Origin of the sequence: Paraburkholderia sp. MM5384-R2 (assembly GCF_014201025.1) — a bacterium.
Classification (GTDB): Bacteria; Pseudomonadota; Gammaproteobacteria; order Burkholderiales; family Burkholderiaceae; genus Paraburkholderia; species Paraburkholderia tuberum.
On sequence record NZ_JACHDI010000008.1, the window covers coordinates 248729 to 274564 of the forward strand.

22 protein-coding genes are annotated in these 25836 nt (G+C 64.9%); 18 read left to right on the forward strand and 4 right to left on the reverse strand.

The window, feature by feature from the left end:
* Positions 1 to 34: 34 nt before the first annotated feature.
* The 3 genes from HDG37_RS16095 (at position 35) to HDG37_RS16105 (ending at position 2574) form a co-directional block, all read left to right on the forward strand.
* Positions 35 to 1129 (forward strand): LacI family DNA-binding transcriptional regulator, encoded by a 1095-nt coding sequence (locus tag HDG37_RS16095; protein ID WP_184049305.1) that lies wholly within the window; start codon positions 35 to 37, stop codon positions 1127 to 1129.
* A gap of 83 nt (positions 1130 to 1212) precedes the next feature.
* Entirely contained in the window at positions 1213 to 2112 is a 900-nt protein-coding gene (locus HDG37_RS16100) for a YhfC family intramembrane metalloprotease (RefSeq protein WP_184049307.1), read from the forward strand.
* 96 nt (positions 2113 to 2208) lie between these two features.
* Positions 2209 to 2574 (forward strand): DUF3022 domain-containing protein, encoded by a 366-nt coding sequence (locus tag HDG37_RS16105; protein ID WP_018417736.1) that lies wholly within the window; start codon positions 2209 to 2211, stop codon positions 2572 to 2574.
* A gap of 51 nt (positions 2575 to 2625) precedes the next feature.
* Here HDG37_RS16105 and HDG37_RS16110 read toward each other — a convergent pair whose 3' ends face one another.
* On the reverse strand, positions 2626 to 3063 hold the full coding sequence (locus HDG37_RS16110; protein WP_090805302.1) for a PGDYG domain-containing protein: 438 nt from the start codon (positions 3061 to 3063) through the stop codon (positions 2626 to 2628).
* A 264-nt stretch (positions 3064 to 3327) separates the two neighbouring features.
* Positions 3328 to 3846 (reverse strand): Spy/CpxP family protein refolding chaperone, encoded by a 519-nt coding sequence (locus HDG37_RS16115; RefSeq protein ID WP_184049309.1) that lies wholly within the window; start codon positions 3844 to 3846, stop codon positions 3328 to 3330.
* 339 nt (positions 3847 to 4185) lie between these two features.
* Between HDG37_RS16115 and HDG37_RS16120 the strand changes: the two genes are divergently transcribed.
* Positions 4186 to 4644: an Lrp/AsnC family transcriptional regulator gene (locus HDG37_RS16120; protein ID WP_008922942.1), complete on the forward strand. Its 459-nt coding sequence runs from the start codon at positions 4186 to 4188 to the stop codon at positions 4642 to 4644.
* 257 nt (positions 4645 to 4901) lie between these two features.
* On the forward strand, positions 4902 to 5999 hold the full coding sequence (locus tag HDG37_RS16125; protein ID WP_184049312.1) for a saccharopine dehydrogenase family protein: 1098 nt from the start codon (positions 4902 to 4904) through the stop codon (positions 5997 to 5999).
* A 116-nt stretch (positions 6000 to 6115) separates the two neighbouring features.
* Here HDG37_RS16125 and HDG37_RS16130 read toward each other — a convergent pair whose 3' ends face one another.
* Together HDG37_RS16130 and cydX are read right to left on the reverse strand one after the other, a co-directional pair.
* Complete coding sequence (locus tag HDG37_RS16130; protein ID WP_184049314.1) at positions 6116 to 6697, reverse strand: ATP-binding protein; 582 nt, start codon at positions 6695 to 6697, stop codon at positions 6116 to 6118.
* The gene (cydX, locus tag HDG37_RS16135) at positions 6694 to 6840 is read right to left on the reverse strand and encodes a cytochrome bd-I oxidase subunit CydX (protein ID WP_184049316.1); all 147 of its coding nucleotides are present in this window, start codon (positions 6838 to 6840) and stop codon (positions 6694 to 6696) included. The genes HDG37_RS16130 and cydX overlap by 4 nt, the downstream gene beginning before the upstream one ends.
* 313 nt (positions 6841 to 7153) lie before the next feature.
* Here cydX and HDG37_RS16140 point away from each other — a divergent pair, with 313 nt between their 5' ends.
* The 13 genes from HDG37_RS16140 (at position 7154) to HDG37_RS16200 (ending at position 25833) form a co-directional block, all read left to right on the forward strand.
* Entirely contained in the window at positions 7154 to 7594 is a 441-nt protein-coding gene (locus HDG37_RS16140; protein ID WP_260334881.1) for a hypothetical protein, read from the forward strand.
* A 179-nt stretch (positions 7595 to 7773) separates the two neighbouring features.
* Positions 7774 to 8751 carry a magnesium/cobalt transporter CorA gene (gene corA / locus HDG37_RS16145; RefSeq protein WP_184049320.1) on the forward strand — a complete coding sequence of 326 codons (978 nt, stop codon included), beginning with the start codon at positions 7774 to 7776 and terminating at the stop codon, positions 8749 to 8751.
* A gap of 315 nt (positions 8752 to 9066) precedes the next feature.
* Positions 9067 to 10041: a sugar ABC transporter substrate-binding protein gene (locus HDG37_RS16150; protein WP_184049321.1), complete on the forward strand. Its 975-nt coding sequence runs from the start codon at positions 9067 to 9069 to the stop codon at positions 10039 to 10041.
* A 291-nt stretch (positions 10042 to 10332) separates the two neighbouring features.
* Positions 10333 to 11925 carry a sugar ABC transporter ATP-binding protein gene (locus tag HDG37_RS16155; RefSeq protein ID WP_184049323.1) on the forward strand — a complete coding sequence of 531 codons (1593 nt, stop codon included), beginning with the start codon at positions 10333 to 10335 and terminating at the stop codon, positions 11923 to 11925.
* The gene (locus HDG37_RS16160; RefSeq protein WP_184049325.1) at positions 11925 to 13028 is read left to right on the forward strand and encodes an ABC transporter permease; all 1104 of its coding nucleotides are present in this window, start codon (positions 11925 to 11927) and stop codon (positions 13026 to 13028) included. The genes HDG37_RS16155 and HDG37_RS16160 overlap by 1 nt, the downstream gene beginning before the upstream one ends.
* A 200-nt stretch (positions 13029 to 13228) precedes the next feature.
* The gene (locus HDG37_RS16165; RefSeq protein WP_184049327.1) at positions 13229 to 14272 is read left to right on the forward strand and encodes a LacI family DNA-binding transcriptional regulator; all 1044 of its coding nucleotides are present in this window, start codon (positions 13229 to 13231) and stop codon (positions 14270 to 14272) included.
* Positions 14273 to 14358: 86 nt separating this feature from the next.
* Positions 14359 to 15288 (forward strand): ribokinase, encoded by a 930-nt coding sequence (gene rbsK / locus HDG37_RS16170; protein WP_184049329.1) that lies wholly within the window; start codon positions 14359 to 14361, stop codon positions 15286 to 15288.
* Between the two features lie 357 nt (positions 15289 to 15645).
* Complete coding sequence (locus HDG37_RS16175; RefSeq protein WP_184049331.1) at positions 15646 to 17436, forward strand: methyl-accepting chemotaxis protein; 1791 nt, start codon at positions 15646 to 15648, stop codon at positions 17434 to 17436.
* Between the two features lie 367 nt (positions 17437 to 17803).
* Positions 17804 to 18565: a 2-keto-4-pentenoate hydratase gene (locus tag HDG37_RS16180; protein WP_184049333.1), complete on the forward strand. Its 762-nt coding sequence runs from the start codon at positions 17804 to 17806 to the stop codon at positions 18563 to 18565.
* Positions 18566 to 19155: 590 nt separating this feature from the next.
* On the forward strand, positions 19156 to 21078 hold the full coding sequence (locus HDG37_RS16185; protein ID WP_184022724.1) for a PrkA family serine protein kinase: 1923 nt from the start codon (positions 19156 to 19158) through the stop codon (positions 21076 to 21078).
* 162 nt (positions 21079 to 21240) lie between these two features.
* Positions 21241 to 22512, forward strand: coding sequence for a YeaH/YhbH family protein (locus tag HDG37_RS16190; RefSeq protein WP_184049335.1), 1272 nt, complete (start codon positions 21241 to 21243; stop codon positions 22510 to 22512).
* A 233-nt stretch (positions 22513 to 22745) separates the two neighbouring features.
* Positions 22746 to 24269: a SpoVR family protein gene (locus HDG37_RS16195; RefSeq protein WP_184049337.1), complete on the forward strand. Its 1524-nt coding sequence runs from the start codon at positions 22746 to 22748 to the stop codon at positions 24267 to 24269.
* A gap of 256 nt (positions 24270 to 24525) precedes the next feature.
* A complete protein-coding gene (locus tag HDG37_RS16200; RefSeq protein ID WP_184049339.1) occupies positions 24526 to 25833 on the forward strand; it encodes an MFS family transporter in 1308 nt (435 codons plus the stop codon).
* The last annotated feature ends 3 nt before the right edge of the window (positions 25834 to 25836 follow it).

A 25836-nucleotide genomic window follows, 5' to 3' on the forward strand; every position in this document is an offset into this window, starting at 1 on the left:
CTCCCGCCCTCGGACCGACACGAGCGATGAGCGAATGAGCACGACCCCACCCCCGGCCAGCATGCCGCCTGGTCCCCCGAGCGCGCCGACGCGCCGCGCGACGATCACCGATGTCGCGCGTGAAGCCGGAACCGGCAAGACCAGCATCTCGCGCTATCTGAACGGCGAGTTCAGCGCGCTGTCGCCCGAGCTGCGTGCGCGCATCGAAGCCGCGATCGCGCGGCTCGACTATCAGCCGAACCAGATGGCGCGCGGCCTGAAGCGCGGCCGCAACCGGCTGATCGGCATGCTGGTCGCCGACCTGACCAATCCGTACTCCGTCGAAGTGCTGCAAGGCGTCGAGGCCGCGTGCCACGCGCTCGGCTTGATGCCGCTGATTTGCCACGCGGCGAACGAAGTCGAGATGGAGCGGCGTTACCTGCAACTGCTGACCACGTACCGCGTGGAAGGTGTGATCGTCAACGCGCTAGGCGTGCGCGAGGAGACGTTGCGGCCGGTCGGCGACGGCGGGATTCCGGCGGTGCTGGTCGATCGGCGCGTGGAGGGGCTGGTCGCCGACATGGTCGGTCTCGACAATGGCGCGGCCGCCGCGCTCGGTACGCGGCATCTGCTCGAACGGGGCTTCGAGCACATCTGGTTCGTCGTGCAGCCGTTCGAGCAGGTCAGCTCGCGGCAGTTGCGCGTCGAAGCATTCGATCGGGCGATGCGCGACGATGGCCGCGCGCGCGGTCGTACGCTGGTGCTCGATCTCGCCGATGCAACTGCGCTCGAGCGCGGTCTCGCGGAGCTGGATCGTGCGATCGACTCGCCAGGCGGGGCCGGTGCCGCGCCCGCCGGCGCCTCCCCACGCGTCGCGCTGTTCGCGGCCAACGCACCGGTCGCGTTGCGTCTCGCGCTGCATCTGAACGCGCGTTACGGCGCGCACTGGCAGAGCCGCGTCGCGCTGCTTTCCATCGACGATCCGGATTGGGCCGAGCTCGCCGGCATCACGACGATCCGCCAGCCGACCTACGACATCGGTTATCGCGCGGTCGAATTCCTGCACGAGCGCATCGAAGGCGCGCAGACGGGCGCGCGCGACTGCCTGCTGCCCGGCGAGCTGATCGTGCGTGCGTCGACCGCACGCTGATTTCCGGCCAATCTGCGATGATGCGGGCTGCGGCGCGCAGCGGTTGCGCGCCGGGGATTGCAAGGAACCCCGCAAGGATACTCATGGTCGTGCCACCGCTTACCCTCGCGAGCCTCGCGCTCGCCACGCTCGTCATCGCCGCTTTACCGTTTCTGATTTACCGACAATTGCGCCGTCCGCTCGCGCTTCGGCCGCGCGACGCGATCGCCGGCGTCGCGGTGTTCGCGCTGTTCGCGATGGTCATCGAGCGTGCGCTGCACGACTATCTGTTGCGCGGCAACGAAACGACCGCGGCGTTCCTTTCGCAGCCGCTCGCGTTCGTCGTCTATGGTGCGCTGGCCGCGGGCGTTTGCGAGGAAGTGGGGCGGTTCTTCGGCATGCGGCTGCTCATGAAGCGCGCGGCGGCGCGACCGGCGGTGCGCAAGAAGGCGAACGTCGACGCGCCCGCCGGCGTCGCTGCAAGCGCGGGCGCGAGCCCCGCCGCCAGCACGACCGCCGACACGCGCACCGCCGCATTGCGCGCCGACGATGGCGCCGCGCTCAGCTACGGCCTCGGCCACGGTGGCGCCGAAGCGTGGATGGTCGGCGTGTTCGTGCAGTTCCAGTGGCTCGTGTTCGCGGTCCTCGAAAACCGTGGCCGGCTCGGCGATTACCTCGGCAATCTGCCGGCCGAAGCGGTGATGCGCGTGCATCTGATTCTCGCGAGCCTGACGCCGCAACTGGCCGGCATTTTCGCGCTCGAACGCATCGCGGCGCTGGTGTTCCAGATCGGCCTGTCGGTGCTGATGTGGCGCGGCGTGCGGGCCGGCTCGCGCGGCATCCTGCCGCTCGCGATCGGGGTGCACGCGCTGATCGACGTGCCTGCGGCAATGACGCAGGCTCGGCTGTTGCCGCTCGCGGCGGCCGATACGATCTATGTGGTGGCGGCGGTGTTCGTCGCGGGACTGCTGATACGGATTTACCGGCGGCCGGCGGCGGCGTGAGCGGATGAGCCGCTGGACAGCAGGCGCCTCGCTATCCCTTCAGCGTTTCTCTAAAATGCGCCTACGTTTCAGGACCTTCTTTTCCCGGCAGCCTTCATGGAAGCTTACCAATACGACTGCGCGCATCCGGAGTTCGACGAGCTCGCGCGCGTCATCAGCGATCTGTTTCCCGAGCAGACGCAGTTCATCGAGCGTGCCGCCGACGATGGCACGCCCACACTGACGGTTCACTGGGTAGCAATGCGCTTCGGCTCGACCGCGCGCCGTATCGCGATGACGGTCGCGATCGCGCCGGCGGCGCTCGCGCGTTATCGCGCGATGCCGGCGCGGTTGCGTGGCCGCAGCTTTGCGGTATTGCGCGCGTACGTCGAAGCGAGCCTGGGCTCGCTCGAAGAAATGTACGCGAACGGCCAGGCGGTCCCGCGCGAAGTCACGGTCGATCTCGGCGAAGAGTTCGCGTGAAGCGCGAATGAAGCGCGAATGAAGAGCGAATGAAGAGCGGGCGAAGCGGATTCAATCCGCGAGCCGATAGACCTTCGCGAAACGCGCGGCCTGCACGACGCCGTAGTCGCCGGGCGCGTACTGCATGACCCAGTCGCCGGCCGCGCCGTGCAGCACGTCGCCGCCGCTCGCGCAGCGCGCGAGCGAGAAGGACTCGTCCATCCGGCGGGCGAGTACGACCGCCGGGCGGTTGCGGTAGGCGCCGGCTTCGCCGTGCGCGAGCGCGGCATCGGCGGGCAGGTACTTCGCATCGAAGCGCTCGCGTGACACGACCCAGCGCTCGCCGGTCGAGCCGGTGATCAGCGCATCGCCGCGCACATAGCGGTTCGGGCCTTCGAGGCTCATCAACTGGCCTTCGGCGGCGGCGAATTCGACGCTTACCGTTTCGTCCTTGACGACGCGTTGGGCGTGCGGATCGTCACGCAAATCGAGATTCCTGAGTTCGGTCATGAAGCGGGTGGAAGATTAGGGGGGAGCGTTGCGGCGAGACTTGCCGCTTTGCGGCGATCGTGCGTCGAGTCGCTGGGATGGGTAGCCGGCCCAGACAGCGCGACCCCGAATAATGCCAGATGCATGAGCCGGGCGGGGGAAGGCGAAAGGCTGAGACGTGGTGAGAAAGCCGCTGTTCGGGCGCCATCGGAATTGCCGAAATCAACCGCGTCCGAACGGACCCGCGCCCGCAACGGGGCACCCCCCGCCGCGGGCGCTCTTTCATTACGGCTTGACAGTCGCTTCGCTCGCGGCTTCTGCCGCGGGCTTGCCGCCCTTGCCCTTGCCATGGTGGCCGCGATGATGACCCTCGGGGCCGCCCTGGTGGAACGTCGCGTCGGCGAGCTTCTTCTGCTCCGGCGACAGGCTGCTATACAACGGATCGAACGCATCGACGAGCTTCTTCATGCCGTCCGCATGCGCCTGCGCGATCGTTGCGTACTGTTTCATGTCGTCGAGCGCGCTCACGTTGGTGGCCGCCTTGCGCTGCTCGAACAGCCGGCCCATCGTTTCGCCGTTGCTGCGCATGACGTCGGCGAAGGCCTTCCATTGCGTTTCCTGCGCGGGCGTGATCTTCAGTTGCGAGTGCAGATAAGCGATGCGGTCTTCGACGTTGCGTTCGTGGCCGGCCTTGGCCGCGGAGGCCGAGGCCGTGGTGTCCGGTGCTGCGGCCGGCGCGGCGGTTTGGGCGAACGCGCCGCCCATCGAAACGGCCGTAGCCAGCATAACCAATGCTTTTTTCATCGAAACTCCTGATGTCTGTTCGTTATTGAGACACGGCGCGCGGCGAGCGTCTTGCCCCGCGCCAGCGGCGAATGGCGCCGCACCGCAAGCGGCTGCCGCATTCGCCCGGCGCCGCTATTAGTAACACGTTAACCCTACAATACGGTGCGTGTGCGACAAACGCTTACAACCGAAACGAACGCGAAACGGCTCGCGCCTGAGCCGGCAATCGCGCCGACATACTGCGCCGAGGCCGCCCACAGTGTGCCGTGCATCTGTGACCGTAGCGCGTGACATGGCGCCGCTGCGTGCAGACGCGCGATAATCCGCGACATTCCACACCAACTTCCTTCCCCTTCGATGAGACCTCCGCGCCTCGACCAGCTCGACGACCTCGACCGCAACCTCGTTGCACTGCTGCAAGCCAACGCGCGCGAGAGCGTCGCGAATCTTGCGCGGCAGCTCGGCGTCGCGCGCACGACCGTGATCGCGCGCATTGCGCGGCTCGAGCGCAGCAACGTGATCGCCGGCTACAGCGTGAGGCTTGGCCAGGATGTGCTCGATTCGAGCATCGTCGCGTATGTCGGCATCATCATCGCGCCGAAGCACGGGCCCGCCGTGCAGAAACGCCTCGGCAAAATGCCCGAAGTGCAGCTGCTGTGCGCGGTCAGCGGCGAGTTCGACTACGTGGCATGGCTGCGCGCCGATTCGCCCGAGCGGCTCAACGATCTGCTCGATCAGATCGGCGGGCTAGAGGGCGTCGAGCGGACCACGACGTCGATCATTCTCGCGCGCAAGATCGACCGCGGCACGGTGTGAGTCGGCGGGCGGCGTAACCTCTTCGCGAGTGCTGCGAGAGTCCATCGTTGACGCCTTTTTTACGCTGTTTCGACAAATCGTTTGACCGGTTCGTCAGAACGTCGAACCTGATGGTCATACCGCAGCATTTTACGCGTATGAACTGTTTTTGCTTCTTCCTACACTGTCATTCAAGGGTTCGGCCCGCAGGCGCCGCGCGCAACACGCGGCGCACTTCCCAAGCTCGCAGACAGCACATGGATAACAAGGAGAAGCAGATGAAAGTAGCTATCGTTGGCGCAGGTCTGATCGGTCACACCATTGCCCATATGCTGCGCGAGACGGGCGACTACGAAGTCGTCGCGTTCGACCGCGATCAGCACGCGCTCGACAAGCTCGCCGCCCAGGGCATTCCCACCCGCCGCATCGATTCCGCCGACGCTGCCGTGCTGCGCGCCGCGATCCAGGGCTTCGACGTGCTGATCAACGCGCTGCCGTACTACCTCGCGGTCAACGTCGCATCGGCCGCGAAGGGCGCGGATGTCCATTATTTCGACCTGACCGAGGACGTACGCGCGACGCACGCGATCCGCGCGATCGCCGAAGATGCCGATCACGCATTCATGCCGCAGTGCGGTCTCGCGCCGGGTTTCATCGGCATTGCCGCGCACGAGCTCGCGAATCGCTTCACGGAAATCCGCGACGTGAAGATGCGCGTGGGCGCGCTGCCCGAGTTTCCGACCAATGCGCTGAAGTACAACCTGACGTGGAGCGTCGACGGCCTGATCAACGAGTACTGCCAGCCGTGCGAGGCCATCCGCGATGGCCGCACGCAATGGGTGCAGCCGCTCGAAGGCCTCGAGCATTTCTCGCTCGACGGCACCGAGTACGAAGCGTTCAACACGTCGGGCGGGCTGGGCACGCTGTGCGAAACGCTGGCGGGCCGCGTCGAATCGCTCGACTACAAGTCGGTGCGCTATCCGGGTCATCGCAACCTGATGCAGTTCCTGCTCGAAGACCTGCGTTTGTCGAGCGACCGCGATACGCTGAAGACCATCATGCGTCGCTCGGTGCCGTCGACCGCGCAGGATGTCGTGCTGGTGTTCATCACCGTGAGCGGCATGCGCGACGCTCAGCTGGTGCAGGAGGTGTTCACGCGCAAGATCTTCGCGAAGACCGTCTGCGGCGTGCCGATGAGCGCGATTCAGATCACGACCGCCGGCGCGATGTGCGCGGTGCTCGATCTGTTCCGCGAGCGCAAGCTGCCGCAAAAGGGCTTCGTGCGGCAGGAGCAGGTGTCGCTCGGCGATTTTCTGGCGAACCGCTTCGGCAAGTTGTACGAAGGTCAGTCGCTGGAGGCGATGGCGACGGTTTGAGGCCGGCATGGCTCGCGTCGAATGAAAATCCCCGTACGTCGCCGACGTACGGGGATTTTCCGTTTTTCGGCCCTCATCGGGCCGGCGCGGCACTCGCCAGACAGAAGGGAGGGCCGTCATCCAGCTACGATTTGCGCGACCAGCGCTTCATGGTCCGCCGAACTGGGCGCGGTATTGTCGAACATCAGCAGACCCTCGCGGCTCGCGCCGCTCGGCTCGAAGCGCCGCCGCCGGTAGTCGTCCCAGTGCGCGAGCTTGTACGCATCGTTGGGATTCGCGCGCGCGACGATCCGCTGCCGCGCCACGTCCTCCGAGGTCCGCACCCACACGACACGCAACCTCACGTCCGGCGCGACGCCGAGCCACGCATGATCGAACAGCCGCCGCTCGCGCACCTCGCGAGACAGCGGGCCGACGACCAACGCGCTGATGCCGAGTTCGAGATTGTCGCGCGCCGTATCGATGAGGCCGCGATACTCGGGGTCGCGCAGATGCTGCAGGAAAAGAGGGCTGTCGCGATCGTTCGGATTGCCGGTCAGCATCGCCATCGCGGCCGCGCTATAGCCGCCGTACAGCGTGTCCTTGTCGAGCAGGCAGAAGGGGGTGCCGCTCACTTTCATCAGCGGGCCGAGCAGTTGTTTCGCCAGCGTCGTCTTGCCCGTGCCCGCATGACCGCAAAAGAAAACCAGAGAAGTCACGCAGACTTGTCCTCACGCGGCGCGGCGGCGTCATCGGGGCGCGGGTCGCGCGCGAACGTGCCGTTGGCCTCGAGCCACATCACGTTGATGATGCCGAAGCCGAGCGCCACACCCACGCCGAGAATCCAGGTGAAATACCACATCGCAGTCTCCTTGATCGTGCGTCCGGCGACGCGGATCGACAGCCGCGAGCGCGGCCGCCTGCACCGATCATGAAGAAGAACGCCGCGCCATGCAAGAGGCGCGGCGCCCGAGCTCCGTGCGCCGTGGCTGGCGGAATATCCGCGCGTTGCTATGATGCGCAACGGTGATGCGTACGAGCGTACCGTGTCCGCCGAACCGGCGGACACGGAGCGACGACCCACACCGCGTAGTCGGAAACTTGGGCCACAATCGAGAGCACAGGGGAGAACCAGCATGCCGATGCGCCTGTCTTGCCGCTGCCGGGCCGCCCGGATGGCCGGGTCCGCACGCTGCGCCGCGTTGGCCGCATGCGTCGCGCTCAGCGTGCTCACGCTGGCCGGCTGCGCGTCGACGCCGGCCGAGCCGGTACCGTTCAAACCGGTGCCTGCCGAGCGCATCGTCAGACCGGGCTATACGGCGCCGGGCCCCGGCCTCGTCGCGGTGGACGTGCGGCGCGAGCGATCGCGCGACGTGATCGTGCGGTTCCGCAATGCGCTCGTCTATATCGACGGCGAGCGCGTGACCGACCTGATGAACGGCGAGCACGTGGTGTTCTATCTGTCGCCCGGCGCGCATCGGATCGGCGTATCGACGCAGTTCGATCCGGTCATCGAGCTGAACTTCGTCGTGACGGCCGACCCGCGCTACACGAACCGCGCCTCGGTCACGTTCAACGACGATCACCGCATCGGCCTGCAGCGGGTCGCGCAGTAGCCTGTCGTCGAGCATTAACAATTGGAAACGCGCGGCTCACGCGGCGCGTCTTAACATGGCGGCTGATTCAAGCCGGCTGGAAGCGTGCTTGTCCGTTCATGCAGACCCGTCGACCGTCTTACGCAATGCTTACGTGAGAGGGTGGCGCGGTCTGCTTTCGTATGCAAGGTAATCCGAACATGCTGATCAATTGCGCCGCCTATCAGGACGGCCGGAAACTCGCCGACATCGATATCGACAGCATCAGCGATTACGTCGCGCGGCGCGAGTGCTTCGTCTGGGTCGCACTGAAAGACCCGGAGCCCGAGGAACTCGCGGCCATGAAAGACGAATTCAATCTGCACGAGCTCGCGATCGAAGACGCGCAACACGGTCATCAGCGCCCGAAAATCGAGGAGTACGGCGATTCACTGTTCACCGTGATGCACACGGTCGAGATGGACGAGCAGGGCGAATTCGTGATCGGCGAAGTCGACGTGTTCGTCGGCAGCAACTATGTGCTGTCGGTGCGGCGCGGCACGCGCACCGGCTTCAAGAGCGTGCGCGCGCGCTGCGAGCACGAGCCGCATCTGTTGAAGGAGGGCTCGGCGTTCGTGCTGTACGCGCTGATCGACGATGTGGTCGACCGTTATTTCCCGGTCGTGGAGGCGATCAGCACCGAGCTCGAAATGCTCGAGGACCGCATCTTCGAGAAGAACGATTCGGCCGCCTCGCGCGCGATCGTGCAGGACCTGTACACAATGAAGCGCCGGCTCGTGATCCTGCAGCACCATATCGTGCCGCTGCAGGAAGCGGTCGGCAAACTGACGGGCGGCCGCATTCCGAGTGTTTGCGCAGGCATGCAGGCGTACTTCCGCGACGTCTACGACCACCTCGACCGGATCGTCAGAACCATCGAGGGGCGCCGCGAAATCGTCGTCACGGCGGTGCAGGTGAACCTCGGCATGATCTCGCTCGCCGAGAGCGAAATCACCAAGCGGCTCGGCTCGTTCGCCGCGCTGTTCGCGGTGCCGACCATGATCGCCGGCATCTACGGGATGAACTTCGAGCGCATTCCCGAGCTGCATTTCAAGTTCGGCTATCCGGTCGTGCTGGCGGTGATGCTGGCGATCGACTTCGTGCTGTACCGGCGTTTTCGCAAGGCCGGCTGGCTGTAGCCGGCGCACCGTTCAATTTCCTCGGGGTTTCGCTTGCGGCGCGCGCGATACCAGGCCAGCATAAGCGGCCTGTGGGTCGCGCCGCGCGCGACGCACAGGCGTCACCGACTGCACGAACTGAGCGAGGGAACCTTGCCACACGCTGCCCGGATCGATCGTGCGCATTGCGGCGCCGCAGATGTTGCGCGCCGGTGCGTTGCAACAGCGCGAATCGTTGACATTCCGAAGAGCTTGCGCTGAGAATGGGCCTCGCAAACGTTTGCGCATCACAAAAAATACGGCTCGCCCGCGAGCCTGACAACCTTGGAGATACGCATGAGCCATCGAACCCGTCGTCGCATTCTTGCCGCCGCAGTTCTCGCCACCGCCTCCGCCGTCCTGCCTTTTTCCGCCGCCCACGCGCAGAACGCCCCGGCTCATAAGCCGAAAGTCGCGCTCGTGATGAAGTCGCTCGCCAACGAGTTCTTCCTGACCATGGAGACCGGGGCGAAAGACTATCAGAAGCAGAACCCCGGCAAGTTCGACCTGATCACCAACGGCATCAAGGACGAAACCGACACCGCCAGCCAGATCCGCATCGTCGAGCAGATGATCGTGTCGAAGGTCGACGCGATCGTGCTCGCGCCGGCCGATTCGAAGGCGCTGGTGCCGGTCGTCAAGAAGGCGGTCGACGCGGGCATCATCGTCGTCAACATCGACAACCGGCTCGATCCGGACGTGCTGAAGTCGAAAGACCTGAACGTGCCGTTCGTCGGCCCCGACAATCGCAAGGGCGCGCGGCTCGTCGGTGACTACCTCGCGAAGCGCCTGAAGGCCGGCGACGAGGTCGGCATCCTCGAAGGCGTGTCGACCACCACCAACGCGCAGCAGCGTACCGCGGGCTTCAAGGACGCGATGCAGGCAGTCGGCGCGAAAGTCGTGTCGGTGCAGTCGGGCGAGTGGGAAATCGACAAGGGCAACGCGGTCGCATCGGCGATGCTCAACGAGTATCCGAACCTGAAGGCGCTGCTCGCCGGCAACGACAACATGGCGATCGGCGCGGTGTCGGCCGTGCGCGCGGCCGGCAAGCAGGGCAAGGTGCTGGTGGTCGGCTACGACAACATCAACGCGATCCATCCGATGCTGAAGGACGGCCGCGTGCTCGCCACCGCCGACCAGTTCGCGGCGAAGCAGGCCGTGTTCGGGATCGATACCGCGTTGAAGGCATTGAGCGAAAACAGGAAGCAGTCGCAACTGTCGGGCGTCGTCGAAACGCCGGTCGTTCTGGTGACGAAGGAGACCCTGAAGTAAGCGCGCCGCGCCCGGCGTGAAGCACGAGCCGGGCGCAGCCGGAAAAACGCACGGGAAGCCGCAAAAATCACCACGAATTATGGATAGCGTGTTTTAGAGGCAAACCACCACCCAGCGATCCGCTTTTATTCAACGAACGCTCAAGAATCCCGCCGCACCGCCGTTAATCCCAGAGATAAGCGTCATGACGGCGGCTCGTGTGGTGAGAGGGAGCGCGGCCATGAGCAGCTGTGCATTCCGCGTAGTGGGGCGCCACGAAGGCGCCAGAAGCGCCATGCAACCAGGAGCGCGATGGATTCGACCGACCACGACGCCTTGCCTGTCGTACTGAGCGTCAGCGGCATCGGCAAGACCTATGCCGAACCCGTGCTCGCCGACGTATCGCTGTCGCTGCGAGCGGGCGAGGTATTGGCGTTGACCGGCGAGAACGGCGCGGGCAAGAGCACGCTGTCGAAGATCATCGGCGGGCTCGTCGAAGCGAGCGCGGGCACGATGCGGCTTGCCGACGCGCCGTACGCGCCCGTGAGCCGCACCGAGGCCGAGGCGCTCGGCGTGCGCATGGTCATGCAGGAGTTGAATCTGCTGCCTACGCTGTCGGTCGCCGAGAACCTGTTCCTGAACCGGCTGCCGCGTGCGGGCGCGTTCAGCTTTGGCTGGATCGATCGCGGCAAGCTGCGCGAGAACGCGCGCGAGGCGATGGCGCAGGTCGGGCTCGACGCGATCGATCCCGACACGCTGGTCGGCGAACTGGGCATCGGTCATCAGCAGATGGTCGAGATCGCCCGCAACCTGATCGACGACTGCCGCGTGCTGATCCTCGACGAGCCGACCGCGATGCTGACCGCGCGCGAGGTCGATCTGCTGTTCGAGCAGATCGGGCGGCTCAAGGCTCGCGGCGTCGCGCTCGTCTATATCTCGCACCGGCTCGAAGAGCTGGCGCGGGTCGCCGAACGGGTCGCGGTGCTGCGCGACGGCCGCCTCGTGCATGTCGACGCGATGGCGAACCTGACGAGCGAGCAGATCGTCACGTGGATGGTCGGCCGCGAGCTCGGCGAGCATATCGATCTCGGCGAGCGCAACATCGGCGCGCCGCTCCTGAAAGTGGAGCGGCTCGCGCGCGGCAAGGTCGTGCGCGACGTGTCGTTCGAGGTGCGCGCGGGCGAGATTTTCGGTGTGAGCGGACTGATCGGCGCGGGCCGCACCGAGCTGATGCGGCTCATCTACGGCGCCGACCGCAAGGACGGCGGCAGCGTGTCGCTCGCCGCGACGCCGGGCGCGCCGCCTACGCCGGTGCGAATCGACTCGCCGGCGGACGCGGTACGCGCGGGTATCGCGCTGATCACCGAAGACCGCAAGGGCGAAGGCCTGCTGCTGCCGCAACCGATCGCGGCCAATCTGTCGCTCGGCAATCTCGGCAGCGTCGCGCGGCACGGCCTCGTCGACGCGAAGCGCGAGAACGCGCTGGCGCACAAGCAGATCGCCGCGATGCGGATTCGCAGCTCGGGGCCCGCGCAGGTTGTCGGCGAGTTGTCGGGCGGCAACCAGCAGAAGGTCGTGATCGGCCGCTGGCTCGCGCGCGACTGCCGCGTGCTGTTGTTCGACGAACCGACGCGCGGCATCGACGTCGGCGCGAAGTTCGATATTTACGGCCTGATGGGCGCGCTCGCTCGCGACGGCCGCGCGCTCGTCGTGGTGTCGAGCGATCTGCGCGAACTGATGCTGATCTGCGACCGGATCGGCGTGATGTCGGCGGGCAGCATGACAGGCGTGTTCGAGCGCGCGAGCTGGAGCCAGGATGCGCTGCTCGCGGCTGCGTTCGCCGGCTACCGCGGCCGTGACGCGCTGCTGCACACGCACGGCGTCAACGAAGCAGGGAGTCTGTGATGACCGATCAATCGTGGCGCGAGGCGGCGGGTGTCAAACAGGACGGCCATTTGGGCGGCCAGCAGGACGGCCAGCAGGACGGCAAGCAAGGCGGTGCGCCGGACGCGCCCGCCGTGACGCCGCCCGCCGACCCGTCGGCGCCGCTCGCGAGCGGCAAGCCGGCCGGCACGCGGCTCGGCTTTTCGAACTACCTGGGCCTCGCCGGCGCGCTGCTCGCGATGATCGTGCTGTTCTCGCTGCTGAGTTCGCACTTTCTGACCTACGACACGTTCAGCACGATCGCGAACCAGATTCCGGATCTCGTCGTGATGTCGGTCGGCATGACCTTCGTGCTGATCATCGCGGGGATCGATCTGTCGGTGGGCTCGGTGCTCGCGCTCGGGGCGTCGGTGGTCAGCGTGGTGACGCTGAAGTGGGGCTGGGGGCCAGCTGCCGGCGCGCTGCTCGGGGTCGCGGTCGCGGCGCTGACCGGCACCGTGACCGGCGCGGTGACGGTGGGCTGGCGAATTCCGTCGTTCATCGTGTCGCTCGGCGTGCTCGAGGCGGCGCGCGGCATGGCGTATCAGATGACCAATTCGCGCACTGCGTATATCGGCGATGCATTCGATTTTCTGTCGAACCCGATCGCGCTTGGCATCTCGCCGGCCTTTCTGATCGCGGTCGCGGTGATGGTGATCGCGCAGCTGGTGCTGACGCGCACGGTGTTCGGGCGCTATCTGGTCGGGATCGGCACCAACGAGGAAGCGGTGCGGCTCGCGGGCGTCAATCCGCGGCCGTACAAGGTGATCGTGTTCGCGCTGATGGGCGCGCTGTCCGGACTCGCGGCGCTGTTCCAGATCTCGCGGCTCGAGGCGGCCGATCCGAATGCGGGTGTCGGCCTGGAGCTGCAGGTGATCGCGGCGGTCGTGATCGGCGGCACGAGTCTGATGGGCGGGCGTGGTTCGGTTATCAGCACGTTCTTTGGCGTGCTGATCATTTCGGTGCTGGCGGCGGGCCTCGCGCAGATCGGCGCGAACGAGCCGACCAAGCGCATGATCACCGGCGCGGTGATCGTGGTGTCGGTGGTGCTCGATACGTACCGCAGCCGTCGCAAACGCGCCTGAGGTGGGAGCCGCCGCGCAACGATGAATGACTGCATGGGACCGGAGTAAGCGCTGAAGCGCTAGCTCCGTTCGACCGCGATGAAACTGCATGGGACCGGAGTAAGCGCTGAAGCGCTAACTCCGTTCGACCGCGATGAAACTGCATGGGATCGAAGTAAGCGCTGAAGCGCTAACTCCGTTCGACAGGAGAGCAACAGGTTATGACGACGATCAAGGATGTAGCGGCGGTGGCGGGCGTGTCGTTCACGACGGTATCGCACGTCGTGAACAACTCGCGGCCGGTGTCGGCCGATGCGCGCGCGAAAGTCGAGCACGCGATCCGTCAACTGCACTATGTGCCGTCGGCGGTCGCGCGCTCGCTGAAGGCGCGCGCGACCGCGACGATCGGACTGGTGGTGCCGAACAGCACGAACCCGTATTTCGCGGAGCTCGCGCGCGGCATCGAGGATGGCTGCGCGCGCAATGGCTACTGCGTGTTCTTCTGCAACTCCGACGATGACCCCGCTAAGCAGCGCAACTATCTGCGCGTGCTGCAGGAAAAACGCATCGACGGCTTGATCGTCGCGTCGGCCGGCGACGACGCCGTGCTCGCGCAGGCGCTCGCCGACGCGCGCGAGCCGCTGGTGGTGGTGGACCGCAACATCGAGGGAGTCAGCGCGGACCTCGTGCAGATCGATCACGAGAAGGGCGCATATCTGGCCACCCGTCATCTGCTCGAGCTCGGGCATGTGCGGATCGGTTGCATCACGGGGCCGGTGCAGACTGCGGTCAGCGCGATGCGGGTGCACGGCTTCATTCGCGCGATGGCCGAGCGTGGCATCGAGATTCCGGCCGATGCGATCGTCGAAAGCGATTTTTCGGGGACGGGCGGACATCGCGCGGCCGCGCAGCTGTTCGATACGGTCAGGCCGTCGGCGATTTTCGCGGGCAACGACATGATGGGCATCGGCGCGTTGCGCGCGGCGGCGGAGCGCAATATCAGCGTGCCGCGCGATTGCTCGATCATCGGTTTCGACGATATCGAGCTGGGCCGCTTCACGTTCCCGTCGCTGTCGACGGTCGGACAGTCGGTGCGCGCGCTTGGCGACACGGCCGCGCAGACGCTGATCGACCGGATCGCCGAGGCGTCGTCGAACAGCACCGCGCGGGCGCCTGCGCGCCGCCGCGTGGTGTCGCCGCGGCTGATCGTGCGGGAGTCCACCGCGACATGGGCGGGCGAGAAACGGCGGGATCTGGCGGCCTGATGCGCCGGATCAAGGACGCATGAGGGGCGCTCGAAGGACGCCCGCGCAATAGCGACGCGACCCGTCGCGCAACGGAGGACACTCGAGTGGCAAGCAACCCGACGCGCGCACGCGTCACGGTGGTCGGTAGTCTGAACATGGACCTCGTGGTGCGTTCGCCACGCCTGCCCCAACCGGGCGAGACGCTGGCCGGCCGCGGCTTCGCGCAGGTCGCGGGCGGCAAGGGCGGCAACCAGGCGGTCGCGGCCGCGCGGCTCGGCGCGCAGGTGTCGATGCTCGGCTGCGTCGGTGCCGATGCGAATGGCGCGCAGCTGCGCGCGGGCCTCGAAGCGGAGCGCATCGACTGCGCCGCGCTCGAAACCGGCAGGCAGCCGAGCGGTGTTGCGCTGATCGTCGTCGACGATGCGAGCCAGAACACGATCGTGATCGTCGCGGGCAGCAACGGCGAGCTCACGCCGGCCACCATCGCGCGACACGAAGCGACGCTCGCCGCCGCCGACGTCGTGATCTGTCAGCTCGAAACCCCGCCCGAATCGGTGCGCGCGGCGCTGGCGGCGGCGCGGCGGCTCGGCAAGACCGTGATCCTGAATCCGGCGCCCGCCACCGGCCCGTTGCCGGCCGACTGGCTGCCGCTGATCGACTACCTGATTCCGAACGAACTCGAAGCCGCCGCGCTGAGCGGTCTCCCCGTCGACTCGCCCGAGGACGCCGCACGGGCCGCCGCCGCATTGCGCGCGGCCGGCGCGCGCAACGTGCTGGTCACGCTCGGTGCGCGCGGCGTGCATGCGTCGCTCGAAGGCGCGGCCGCGACGCTGTACGACGCGCCGCGCGTCGAGGCGGTCGACACGACCGCGGCCGGCGACACCTTCATCGGCGGCTTCGCGGCGCAGCTCGCGCAGGGCGCGAGCGTCGATGCGGCGATCCGCTTCGCGCAGCGCGCCGCCGCGCTATCGGTGACGCGCGCGGGCGCACAGCCATCGATTCCGACGCGCTCCGAGGTCGACGCATTGGACTGATGCCGCGGCGGCATTGGCACCGCGCACGCTGCCTGATCGAACTGTCCTGCCATCGCTTCGGCCGACTCCGAACGGCTCGCATCTCCACCCATTCCCGCCGCCAAAACGTCAAAAATCGTGCTTTGACGAATATCGCCGCGTTTCCCCGCGCGCCGCGAACACACTCATTTCCAGTCAACTTGTTTTCAACGTCTTACAACGTCTTTGTTCATACCTTTTAAATGCTTCAAGTCTATGAGTGCGCTGCCGTAAACGGAAATTAGAGCGCTCTGTCAAAAAAGCGCCGGACCCAACACACGCCGTTCCCACGCTGCGTACGCAGCAGCCTCTCATTGAGTACAGCACACAGGACCAAGCATGTTGAATAAAGGCATCACGATCAAGGCGCGAATTGGCCTGATGATGGCGTTCCTCGCCGCGTTGCTGGTTGCGATCGGCGTTTTCGGTCTGTTCGGCATGAGCCGTTCGAACGACGCCTATGAGGACACGTTCACCAACGCGATGCCGGGCGCGGTGAACATCGGCAACGCGGAAATCTACGCGGCGCGCGAACGACTCGCGCTCGACCGCGCCGCGTTCCTGGTCGGCACACCGGAAGCGGCCACCACCATCGAGCGCGGGCGCATGCTCGGGGGCACGTCCGACATGTGGTGGAAAAAATATCTCGATCTGCCACGCAACGCGGACGAAGACCGGCTTGCGCAGGACGTCGCCGCGAAGCGCAACGCGCTGCATCAGCAACTCGAAACGTTCGCCGCGACGATCACGGCGAACGATCAGGGCAAGCTGGTCGAGCACGCGAAGAATCTGCAGGTCGTCTTCAACGACCTCGTCGGCGCCGACGACGCGCTGCGCAAATACCAGTTCGATTCGGCCAGGCAGGGCTACGACTCCGCGCAGAGCAGTTTCCAGACGTTCCGCGTGGTCAGCATCGGCGCGCTGGTGGTCGGCGTGCTGGCGGCGGCGCTGTCGTATCTGACGCTGAGCCGCTCGATTGCGCGTCCGCTCGAGGAGGCGCTCGGCCACTTCGATGCGATTGCGGCCGGCGATCTGCGTCGTCCGGTGATCGCGACATCGCGCGACGAAATGGGGCAACTGCTCGAAGGAATCGCCAGAATGCAGCGCAGCCTCACCGAAACGGTGCGCAGCGTGCGCGGCGGTAGCGAGTCGATCGCGACCGCAACGCGCCAGATCGCGGCGGGCAACATCGACCTGTCGTCGCGGACCGAGGAGCAGGCGTCGGCGCTGCAGGAAACCGCCTCGAGCATGGAGCAGCTGACCGGCACGGTGCGGCAGAATGCCGACAACGCGCGCCAGGCGAGCGCGCTCGCGGCCAACGCGTCCGAGATCGCCAACAAGGGTAGCGCGGTGGTCGGCCAGGTGGTCGGCACGATGGGCGACATCAACCAGAGCTCGGCGAAGATCGCCGACATCATCTCGATCATCGAAGGCATTGCCTTCCAGACCAACATCCTCGCGTTGAACGCAGCCGTCGAGGCGGCGCGCGCCGGCGAGGAGGGGCGCGGCTTCGCGGTCGTCGCGGGCGAAGTGCGCAGCCTCGCGCAGCGTTCGTCGGCGGCGGCCAAGGAGATCAAGGAGCTGATCGATACGTCGGTCGAGCGCGTGCAGTCGGGCTCGGCGCTCGTCGACGAGGCCGGCCGCACGATGAGCGAAATCATCGGCGCGGTGCAGCGCGTGACCGACATCATGGGCGAGATCGCGGCGGCGTCGGAGGAGCAGAGCGGCGGCATCGACCAGGTCGCGCGCGCGGTCACGCAGATGGACGAGGTCACGCAGCAGAATGCGGCGCTCGTCGAGGAAGCGGCCGCCGCCGCGTCGTCGCTCGAAGAGCAGGCGGCGCGGCTGCGCAGCGCGGTCGCGGTGTTCCAGGTCGACGACAGCGGCCGTGGCGGTCACGAAGCGGCGTCGGCGCTTGCTGCGCCGAAGCGCCCGGTGTCCACGAGCCCGGTCGCTACACGCGCACGCAAGCTCACGCCGGCGACGGCGCAGGCGGCGTTGCCGGCGAAGTCATCGATCCCGGCCGCGGCCGCTGTCGCGCCGCCGGTAGCGGCCGCCTCCACGCCCACGCGCGCGCCGGCCAGGTCCGCGGCGACGGCCGGCAGCGATCGGGATTGGGAGACCTTCTGAGCTGGCTCGGATCAGGTGTACATGGGCAGCGGCGCTGTCGTGCGTCAGGTGAGTCGAGACGCGCCGTTGGGCGCAACAGCCGTTCCCGTTCCCGTTCGCTAGCTGTCCGGCATCCGCGTCGCACCCGCGACGATCGCTTCGCGAAAAGCCGCGCCTGGACACCCCATGCGCGGTTTTTTTCAGCTCCGGCAAGAATTAACGTTTGCGCGCCGCCGCCTTTCACCGGCGTGTGTCGCGATCCGGTACATTGACGGGCACGGCCCCGATCCGTTTGCGCGGCGCGCGGCTGCCCGCACCTCCAACAGGTGGTTCCCACATATTGCTACGTCCTGCGAACCCTGCCATGCGCCAGCCACAAAGAACCGACATGACGCGATACGATCTTGCGCAACGCCTCGTCGAGGCACGCCGGCAGCGCCGGCCGATCGACGCGCCCGCACCCGACAGCCTGCCGCCCGACGCGGCGACCGCCTACGCGATCCAGCAGGCGGTGATCGTGGGCCTCGGCGAGTCGACCGGCGCGTGGAAGATCGGCGCGAAGTCGCCGGGCGGCGCCGCGTCGGGCGCACCGATTCCGGCCTCGCTGGTGATGCCGTCGCCAGCGAGGCTCGCGCATGACGGCTTCTTTCGCGTGCTGGTGGAGCTCGAGATCGCGTTTCGCTTCGACGTGACGATCGAGCCGCGCGCTCAGGCGTATGCGCGCGACGAGGTACTGTCGAAGGTCGGCGCCGTGCTGCCGGCCATCGAGATCGTCGACAGCCGCTTCGCCGAATGGCCGAACGTCGCGCCGCTCGCGCAGTTGGCCGACGCGCAGAACAACGGCGCGCTGATCACCGGCCATCCGGCCGCCTATGCGAGCCTCGCGCGCGGCTTCGACTTCGTGTCGCCGGAACTGGAGCTGAGTTTCAACGGCCGCTCGCTGATACCGGAAGTGACCGGCAATCCGGCAGGCGATCCGCGCGAGCTGCTCGTGTGGTTCGTCAACCATTGCGCGGCGATGGGCATCACGATCGAGCGCAACTGGACCTTGACCACCGGTTCATACGTCGGCGCGCACAAGATCGACGAACCCGGCATCGTGCGTGGTCATATCGACGGATTGGGTGAAGTGGAAATTGAACTGACCTGATCGATGCTGCGGCGCTTGTAACCGCAAATTACAACGCTTGATTCCAAACGGCTGCCCGCGTGCAGCCGTTTTTATTTTGGCGAATTTGAAACGGTGGCAGTCTTTGAATCGTCAACCTGTTCGAATGCATTTGTTGCAACTTTGCCGCGTCCTTCCGTATACCTATGAGAGCGCCGCGAGTTCGTCACGTGCATGCCTTTGGTGACGAAGTGTGCGTGCGCAGACAGCCGCATTTCGATGGAGGGTCGACGGTGCGGGTACGGGATGTGCAATAGCAACGTGGTGACTTGACGCGATGCAGCGGTCCGGCGAAGTCCTGCAGGAGCACTGAATAGCGATGCGGTGCTGAAGAAAGTAGCGATACAGCGGGGCAGCAGATGATGTGATTGGTGTGCTGCACGAGTAAAAAAAATTGTAGGTGGTCGAATCTCTGTTTCCAGGTGAGGATTGTAGCGTGGCGGTTACGGCGCGATTTTCGCAACGTAGTCCGTGAAAAAAAATTTAAAAGGGTTTAGGATGAATTCGAGCGATGTCGTTTCCGAATAGCGCGCCGCGCACGACATCGCCCCAGACTTCGGCGAGGAGGTAGCATGGATATCTACAGCAGTTTCGCGACCCGCTTCGAGAAAACACGGGAGGACGAACTCTCGCTCGAGGAGTATCTCGCGCTCTGCAAAGACAATCCCGCCGCGTACGCCACTGCGGGCGAACGCATGTTGACGGCAATCGGAGAACCGGAACAGATCGACACTCGCAACGATCCGCGTTTATCGCGTATCTTCGCGAACAAGGTCATCAAGGTATACCCCGCATTCCGTGAATTCTACGGAATGGAAGAGGTGATCGAGCAGGTGGTCGCCTACTTCCGGCATTCGGCCCAGGGGCTCGAAGAAAAGAAGCAGATCCTGTATCTGTTAGGACCGGTCGGCGGCGGCAAGTCGTCGATCGCGGAACGTCTGAAGCAATTGATGGAACGCGTGCCGTTCTATGCCATCAAGGGCTCGCCCGTCAACGAATCGCCGCTCGGTCTGTTCGACTACGAGGAAGACGGTCCGATCCTCGAAGAGCAATATGGCATTCCTCGTCGCTACCTGCGAGGCATTCTGAGTCCGTGGGCGGTCAAGCGCCTGCACGAGTACAACGGCGACATCCGCAAGTTCCGCGTGGTGCGCCGCTATCCGTCGATCCTTCGCCAGATCGCCATCTCGAAGACCGAACCGGGCGACGAGAACAATCAGGACATTTCGTCGCTGGTCGGCAAGGTCGACATCCGCAAGCTCGAACAGTACGCGCAGGACGATGCCGACGCGTACAGCTACTCGGGCGGCCTGTGCCTCGCCAATCAGGGCCTGCTCGAGTTCGTCGAAATGTTCAAGGCGCCGATCAAGGTGTTGCACCCGCTGCTCACGGCGACCCAGGAAGGCAACTTCAAGGGCACGGAAGGCTTCGGCGCGATTCCGTTCGACGGCATCATCCTCGCTCACTCGAACGAATCGGAATGGAAGGCATTCCGCAACAACCGCAACAACGAGGCACTGCTCGACCGGATCTTCGTCGTCAAGGTGCCGTACTGCCTGCGCTATAGCGAAGAGGTCAAGATTTACGAGAAGCTGCTGCGCAACTCGTCGCTCGCCAACGCGGTCTGCGCGCCGGGCACGCTGAAGATGATGGGGCAGTTGTCCGTGCTCACGCGTTTGCACGAGCCGGAGAACTCGAGCCTGTTCTCGAAGATGCAGGTCTACGACGGCGAGAATCTGAAGGACACGGACCCGAAGGCGAAGTCGTATCAGGAGTATCGCGACTTCGCGGGCGTCGACGAAGGCATGACCGGCGTGTCGACCCGCTTCGCGTTCAAGATTCTGTCGCGCGTGTTCAACTTCGACTCGACCGAGGTCGCGGCCAATCCGGTGCATCTGATGTACGTGCTCGAACAGCAGATCGAACGCGAGCAGTTCCCGCCGGAAACCGAGCAGAAGTATCTGTCCTTCATCAAGGACGTGCTCGCGTCGCGCTATGCGGAGTTCATCGGCAAGGAGATTCAGACCGCGTACCTGGAGTCGTACTCCGAGTACGGTCAGAACATCTTCGACCGCTATGTCACGTATGCGGACTTCTGGATCCAGGATCAGGAGTTCCGCGACCACGACACCGGCGAAAGCTTCGACCGTGCCGCGTTGAACGCCGAGCTGGAGAAGATCGAGAAGCCCGCGGGCATCAGCAATCCGAAGGACTTCCGCAACGAGATCGTGAATTTCGTGCTGCGTGCGCGGGCCGCGAATGCGGGCAAGAACCCCGCGTGGATCAGCTACGAGAAGCTGCGCGTCGTGATCGAAAAGAAGATGTTCTCGAACACGGAAGAGCTGTTGCCGGTGATCTCGTTCAACGCGAAAGGCTCGGCCGAAGAGCAGCGCAAGCATGAAGACTTCGTCAATCGCATGGTGGCGAAGGGCTATACGCCGAAGCAGGTGCGCTTGCTGTGCGACTGGTATCTGCGCGTGCGCAAGTCGTCATGATGCGCGCATGATACTCATGGTGTGCCGCCCGTACGGTTCGACCGTACGGGCAACCGGCGAGGCGCAAGCCGCATAGCATTGCACTGCGCGGCGGGCGTCTCGCGCACCCGAAATATTAGTGCGGCCGCAGGGAATCGCGGTTGCATGGACGGGAGACCGGGCGTGCTTCATCAAATCATCGACCGCAGGTTGGCAGGCAAGAACAAGAGTATTGCGAACCGTGAGCGCTTTTTGCGCCGCGTCAAAAACTATATTCGTCGTGCCGTTTCGGAGGCGGTGCGCGATCGCAGCATCAAGGACATCCAGAACACCCAGAGCATCACCATTCCGCGCAAGGACATCGCGGAGCCGTCGTTCCGTCATGGACCGGGCGGCCGGCGCGAGATGGTGCATCCCGGCAACTCGGACTACATCCGCGGGGACAAGATCCAGCGCCCGCAAGGCGGCGGTGGCGGCGGCGGAGGCAGTCAGGCCAGCAACGAGGGCGAGGGTCAGGACGACTTCGTGTTCGAGCTGAGCCGCGAAGAGTTCATGCAGTATTTCTTCGACGACCTCGAACTGCCGCGTCTCGTCAAGACCCATCTGACGGCCGTGCCGACGTGGAAAAGCGTCCGCGCGGGCTGGGCCGCGGAGGGCACGCCGAACAATATCGACGTGGTGCGCTCGTTGCGCAGCGCGCTCGGCCGGCGCATCGCGCTCGGCGCGCCGCTCGTCAACCAACTGCACGAAATGGAGCGGCAGCTCGAAGAGTTGAAGGCCGATCCCGCCGATCGCCGCGACGAGATCAAGCTGCTCGAAGACGACATCCACCATCTGAAAGGACGCATCTGGCGGATCCCGTTCATCGATCCGTTCGATCTGCGCTACGTGAATCGCGTGAAGCAGCCCACGCCGTCGAGCCAGGCGGTGATGTTCTGTCTGATGGACGTGTCCGGTTCGATGGACGAGCAGCGCAAGGATCTCGCGAAGCGCTTCTTCATCCTGCTGTACCTGTTCCTGAAGCGTAACTACGAGCGCATCGAAGTCGTGTTCATCCGCCACCACACGCGCGCCGAGGAAGTCGACGAAGACACGTTCTTCCACTCGACCGAAAGCGGCGGTACCGTGGTGTCGAGCGCGCTCGAACTGATGCGCAAGGTGATGGACGAGCGCTACTCGCCGACTGAATGGAACATTTACGGCGCCCAGGCTTCCGACGGCGACAACTGGACCGACGACTCGCCGAAGTGCCGCAAAATACTCTCGGATGACATCCTGGAGAAGGTGCGGTATTTCGCGTATATTCAGGTGACGCCCGAAGAGCAGAATCTGTGGCTCGAATACGCGCAACTGGCGCTGTCGCAACCGCACATGGCGATGAAGAAGGTCGAAACCGCGGCCGATATTTATCCGGTGTTTCGCGAGTTGTTCGAGAAGCAGGCGGCGACTTCTTGATGGGATACTGGTGGCGCACGAAGCGCCTGAACGACGAAGCGCGCGGCGATTCGTACGACAAGGGCTAAGCCGCCGTATGATCGCGCCGCAGCGCAACAAAGGCGTGCCGCAGCGACAGTCGGGGCATGCCGAGGCAGGAGCGGCCAGCACGGGAGCCGCTCACGCCGGAGCAGTCCGCGATGCTGCAGCACGGGACACACCGGAACGCCCAACGAGGGCAAAGGGAAGTCCGTATGAACGTAGCCGATAGACGGCCTCTGCCGTGCCCGTCCGACTGGACCTTCGAATTGATCGAAGAGTACGACTCGCATATTGCCCGTGTTGCGGAGCAATACGAGCTCGACGTATATCCGATCCAGCTCGAACTCATCAGCGCCGAACAGATGATGGATGCCTATGCGTCCGTCGGCATGCCTGTGAACTACCGTCACTGGTCGTTCGGCAAACATTTCCTTGCTACCGAAAAAAGCTATCGCCGCGGCCAGATGGGGCTCGCGTACGAAATCGTCATCAATTCGAACCCCTGCATCGCCTATCTGATGGAAGAGAACACGATGACGATGCAGGCGCTCGTCATCGCGCATGCGGCCTACGGTCACAACTCGTTCTTCAAGGGCAACTATCTGTTCGGCTTATGGACGGACGCGCACGCGATCATCGACTACCTCGTCTACGCGAAAAACTACATCGCGGAATGCGAGGAGCGCTATGGGCTCGATCGCGTCGAGGAATTGCTCGACTCGTGCCACGCGCTGATGAACTACGGCGTGGACCGCTACAAGCGGCCGCAGAAGCTGTCGCTCCAGAAGGAGTTCGCCGCGCGTCGCGAACGTGAGGCGTATCTGCAGTCGCAGGTCAACGAGTTGTGGCGCACGTTGCCCACGCGCCATACGCCGCTGCCCGAAGAGGTCGAGGGGCGCTATCCGCCCGAGCCGCAGGAAAACCTGCTGTATTTCGCGGAGAAAAACGCGCCGCTGCTCGAAGCGTGGGAGCGCGAGGTGATCCGCATCGTGCGCAAGATCGGTCAGTACTTCTATCCGCAGCGGCAGACCCAGGTGATGAACGAAGGCTGGGCGACGTTCTGGCACTACACGCTGCTCAATACGATGTACAACCAGGGCAAGCTCGAAGACGGCTTCATGATGGAGTTTCTCCATTCACACAGCAACGTCGTCTATCAGCCGCCGGTCACGAAGCCGTATTACAGCGGCATCAATCCGTATGCGCTGGGCTTTTCGATGATGAGCGATATCCGGCGCATCTGCGAAGCGCCGACCGACGAAGACCGCAAGTGGTTTCCGAATCTGGCCGGCAGTCCGTGGCTGCCCGCGATGCACTACGCGATGCGCAACTTCAAGGACGAGAGCTTCATCGCGCAGTATCTGTCGCCGCATCTGATCCGCGAAATGCGCCTGTTCTCGGTGCTCGACGACGACATGCGCGACGCGCTCGAAGTCTCGGCGATTCACGACGATAGCGGCTACCAGTACGTGCGCCAGGCGTTGTCGCGGCAGTACGACATGCATCACCGCGAGCCGAACATTCAGGTGTGGGCCGTCAATACACGCGGCGATCGCAGCCTGACGTTGCGGCATTTCATGAGCGACAACCGGCACCTGTCGTCGGATAGCGAAGAGGTGCTCAAGCACATGGCGCGCTTGTGGCAGTTCGACGTGTACCTCGAGAGCGTCGACGAAAACGGTACCGTCAGAAAACGCTACGACTGCCGGTATATGCCGCCGTCCGTGAGAATATGAGCGCCGCCTGACTCCCGCCTGAGCGGTTCGTCTCGCCCGTCAAGCCCCTGCCAGTCCCCAACTGGCAGGGGCTTCGTGCTTCTGGTGCGCAAATCTGGCCGACCCAGGGCTTTCATCAGGCCACGCTGACAAGAAACCTTCCTGTGCTTTCATTTATGTAAAATTCGCGCACCCGCGACGGCCGCTCAGGCTGGGCGCGCGACATCAAGGCGGCGCCACGACCGTCCTCCTCGTTTAAATAAGGAAAGACACCAGCATGAACGACCAAACCGAACAATACGTCGTGGCCTCGGCGCACGACACGCGGCGCCGCATTTTTGCAATCGTCGGCGCTTCATCGGGCAATCTCGTCGAGTGGTTCGACTTCTATGTGTATTCGTTCACGGCGCTTTACTTCGCGCCGTCGTTCTTCCCGAGCGGCAACACGACCACGCAGTTGCTGAACACGGCCGGCGTGTTCGCCGCGGGCTTCCTGATGCGGCCGATTGGCGGCTGGTTCTTCGGGCGGCTCGCCGACAAACGTGGTCGCCGCACCGCGATGATGGTGTCGGTATTCATGATGTGCGGCGGCTCGCTGGTGATCGCGATGCTGCCCACCTACGCGCAGATCGGCGCACTCGCGCCGGCGTTGCTGCTGCTCGCGCGGCTGTTGCAGGGGCTGTCGGTGGGCGGCGAATACGGCACCAGCGCGACCTATATGAGCGAAGTCGCGTTGAAGGGCCGGCGTGGCTTTTTCGCGTCGTTCCAGTATGTCACGCTGATCGGCGGCCAACTGTGCGCGCTGCTCGTGCTCGTGACCCTGCAACAGACGCTGACGACCGAAGAGCTGAAGGCGTGGGGCTGGCGTGTGCCGTTCGTGATTGGCGCCTTCGCCGCGTTGATCGCGCTCTATCTGCGTAAATCCCTTGATGAAACCACCACCGCGGCGATGCGCCAGCGCAAGGAAGCGGGCACGCTGCGCGGGCTGTGGGAGCACAAGACCGCGTTCATGACGGTGCTCGGCTTCACGGCCGGCGGCTCGCTGATCTTCTATACGTTCACCACCTACATGCAAAAGTACCTGGTCAACACGGCCGGCATGCACGCGAAGACCGCGAGCTCGGTGATGACCGCCGCGTTGTTCGTCTACATGCTGATGCAGCCGGCGTTCGGCGCATTGTCGGACCGCATCGGGCGGCGCCGCTCGATGCTGTGTTTCGGCCTGTTCGCGACCCTCGGCACGGTGCCGCTGCTGCATGCGCTGAAAGACGTGACGAGCCCGTATGCGGCCTTCGCGTTGATCGTGGTGGCGCTCGCGATCGTCAGCTTCTATACGTCGATCAGCGGCCTGATCAAGGCGGAAATGTTTCCACCGCAAGTGCGTGCGCTTGGCGTAGGGCTGTCGTATGCGCTCGCCAATGCGATCTTTGGCGGCTCGGCGGAATATGTCGCGCTGTGGCTGAAGTCCGCCGGTGTCGAGACGATGTTCTTCTGGTACGTGACGGCGCTGTGCGCACTCGCGGGTATCGTGTCGCTGCGCATGCGCGATCCGTCGTCGGAGGGGTATCTGCGGCACGAGCCGTGAACC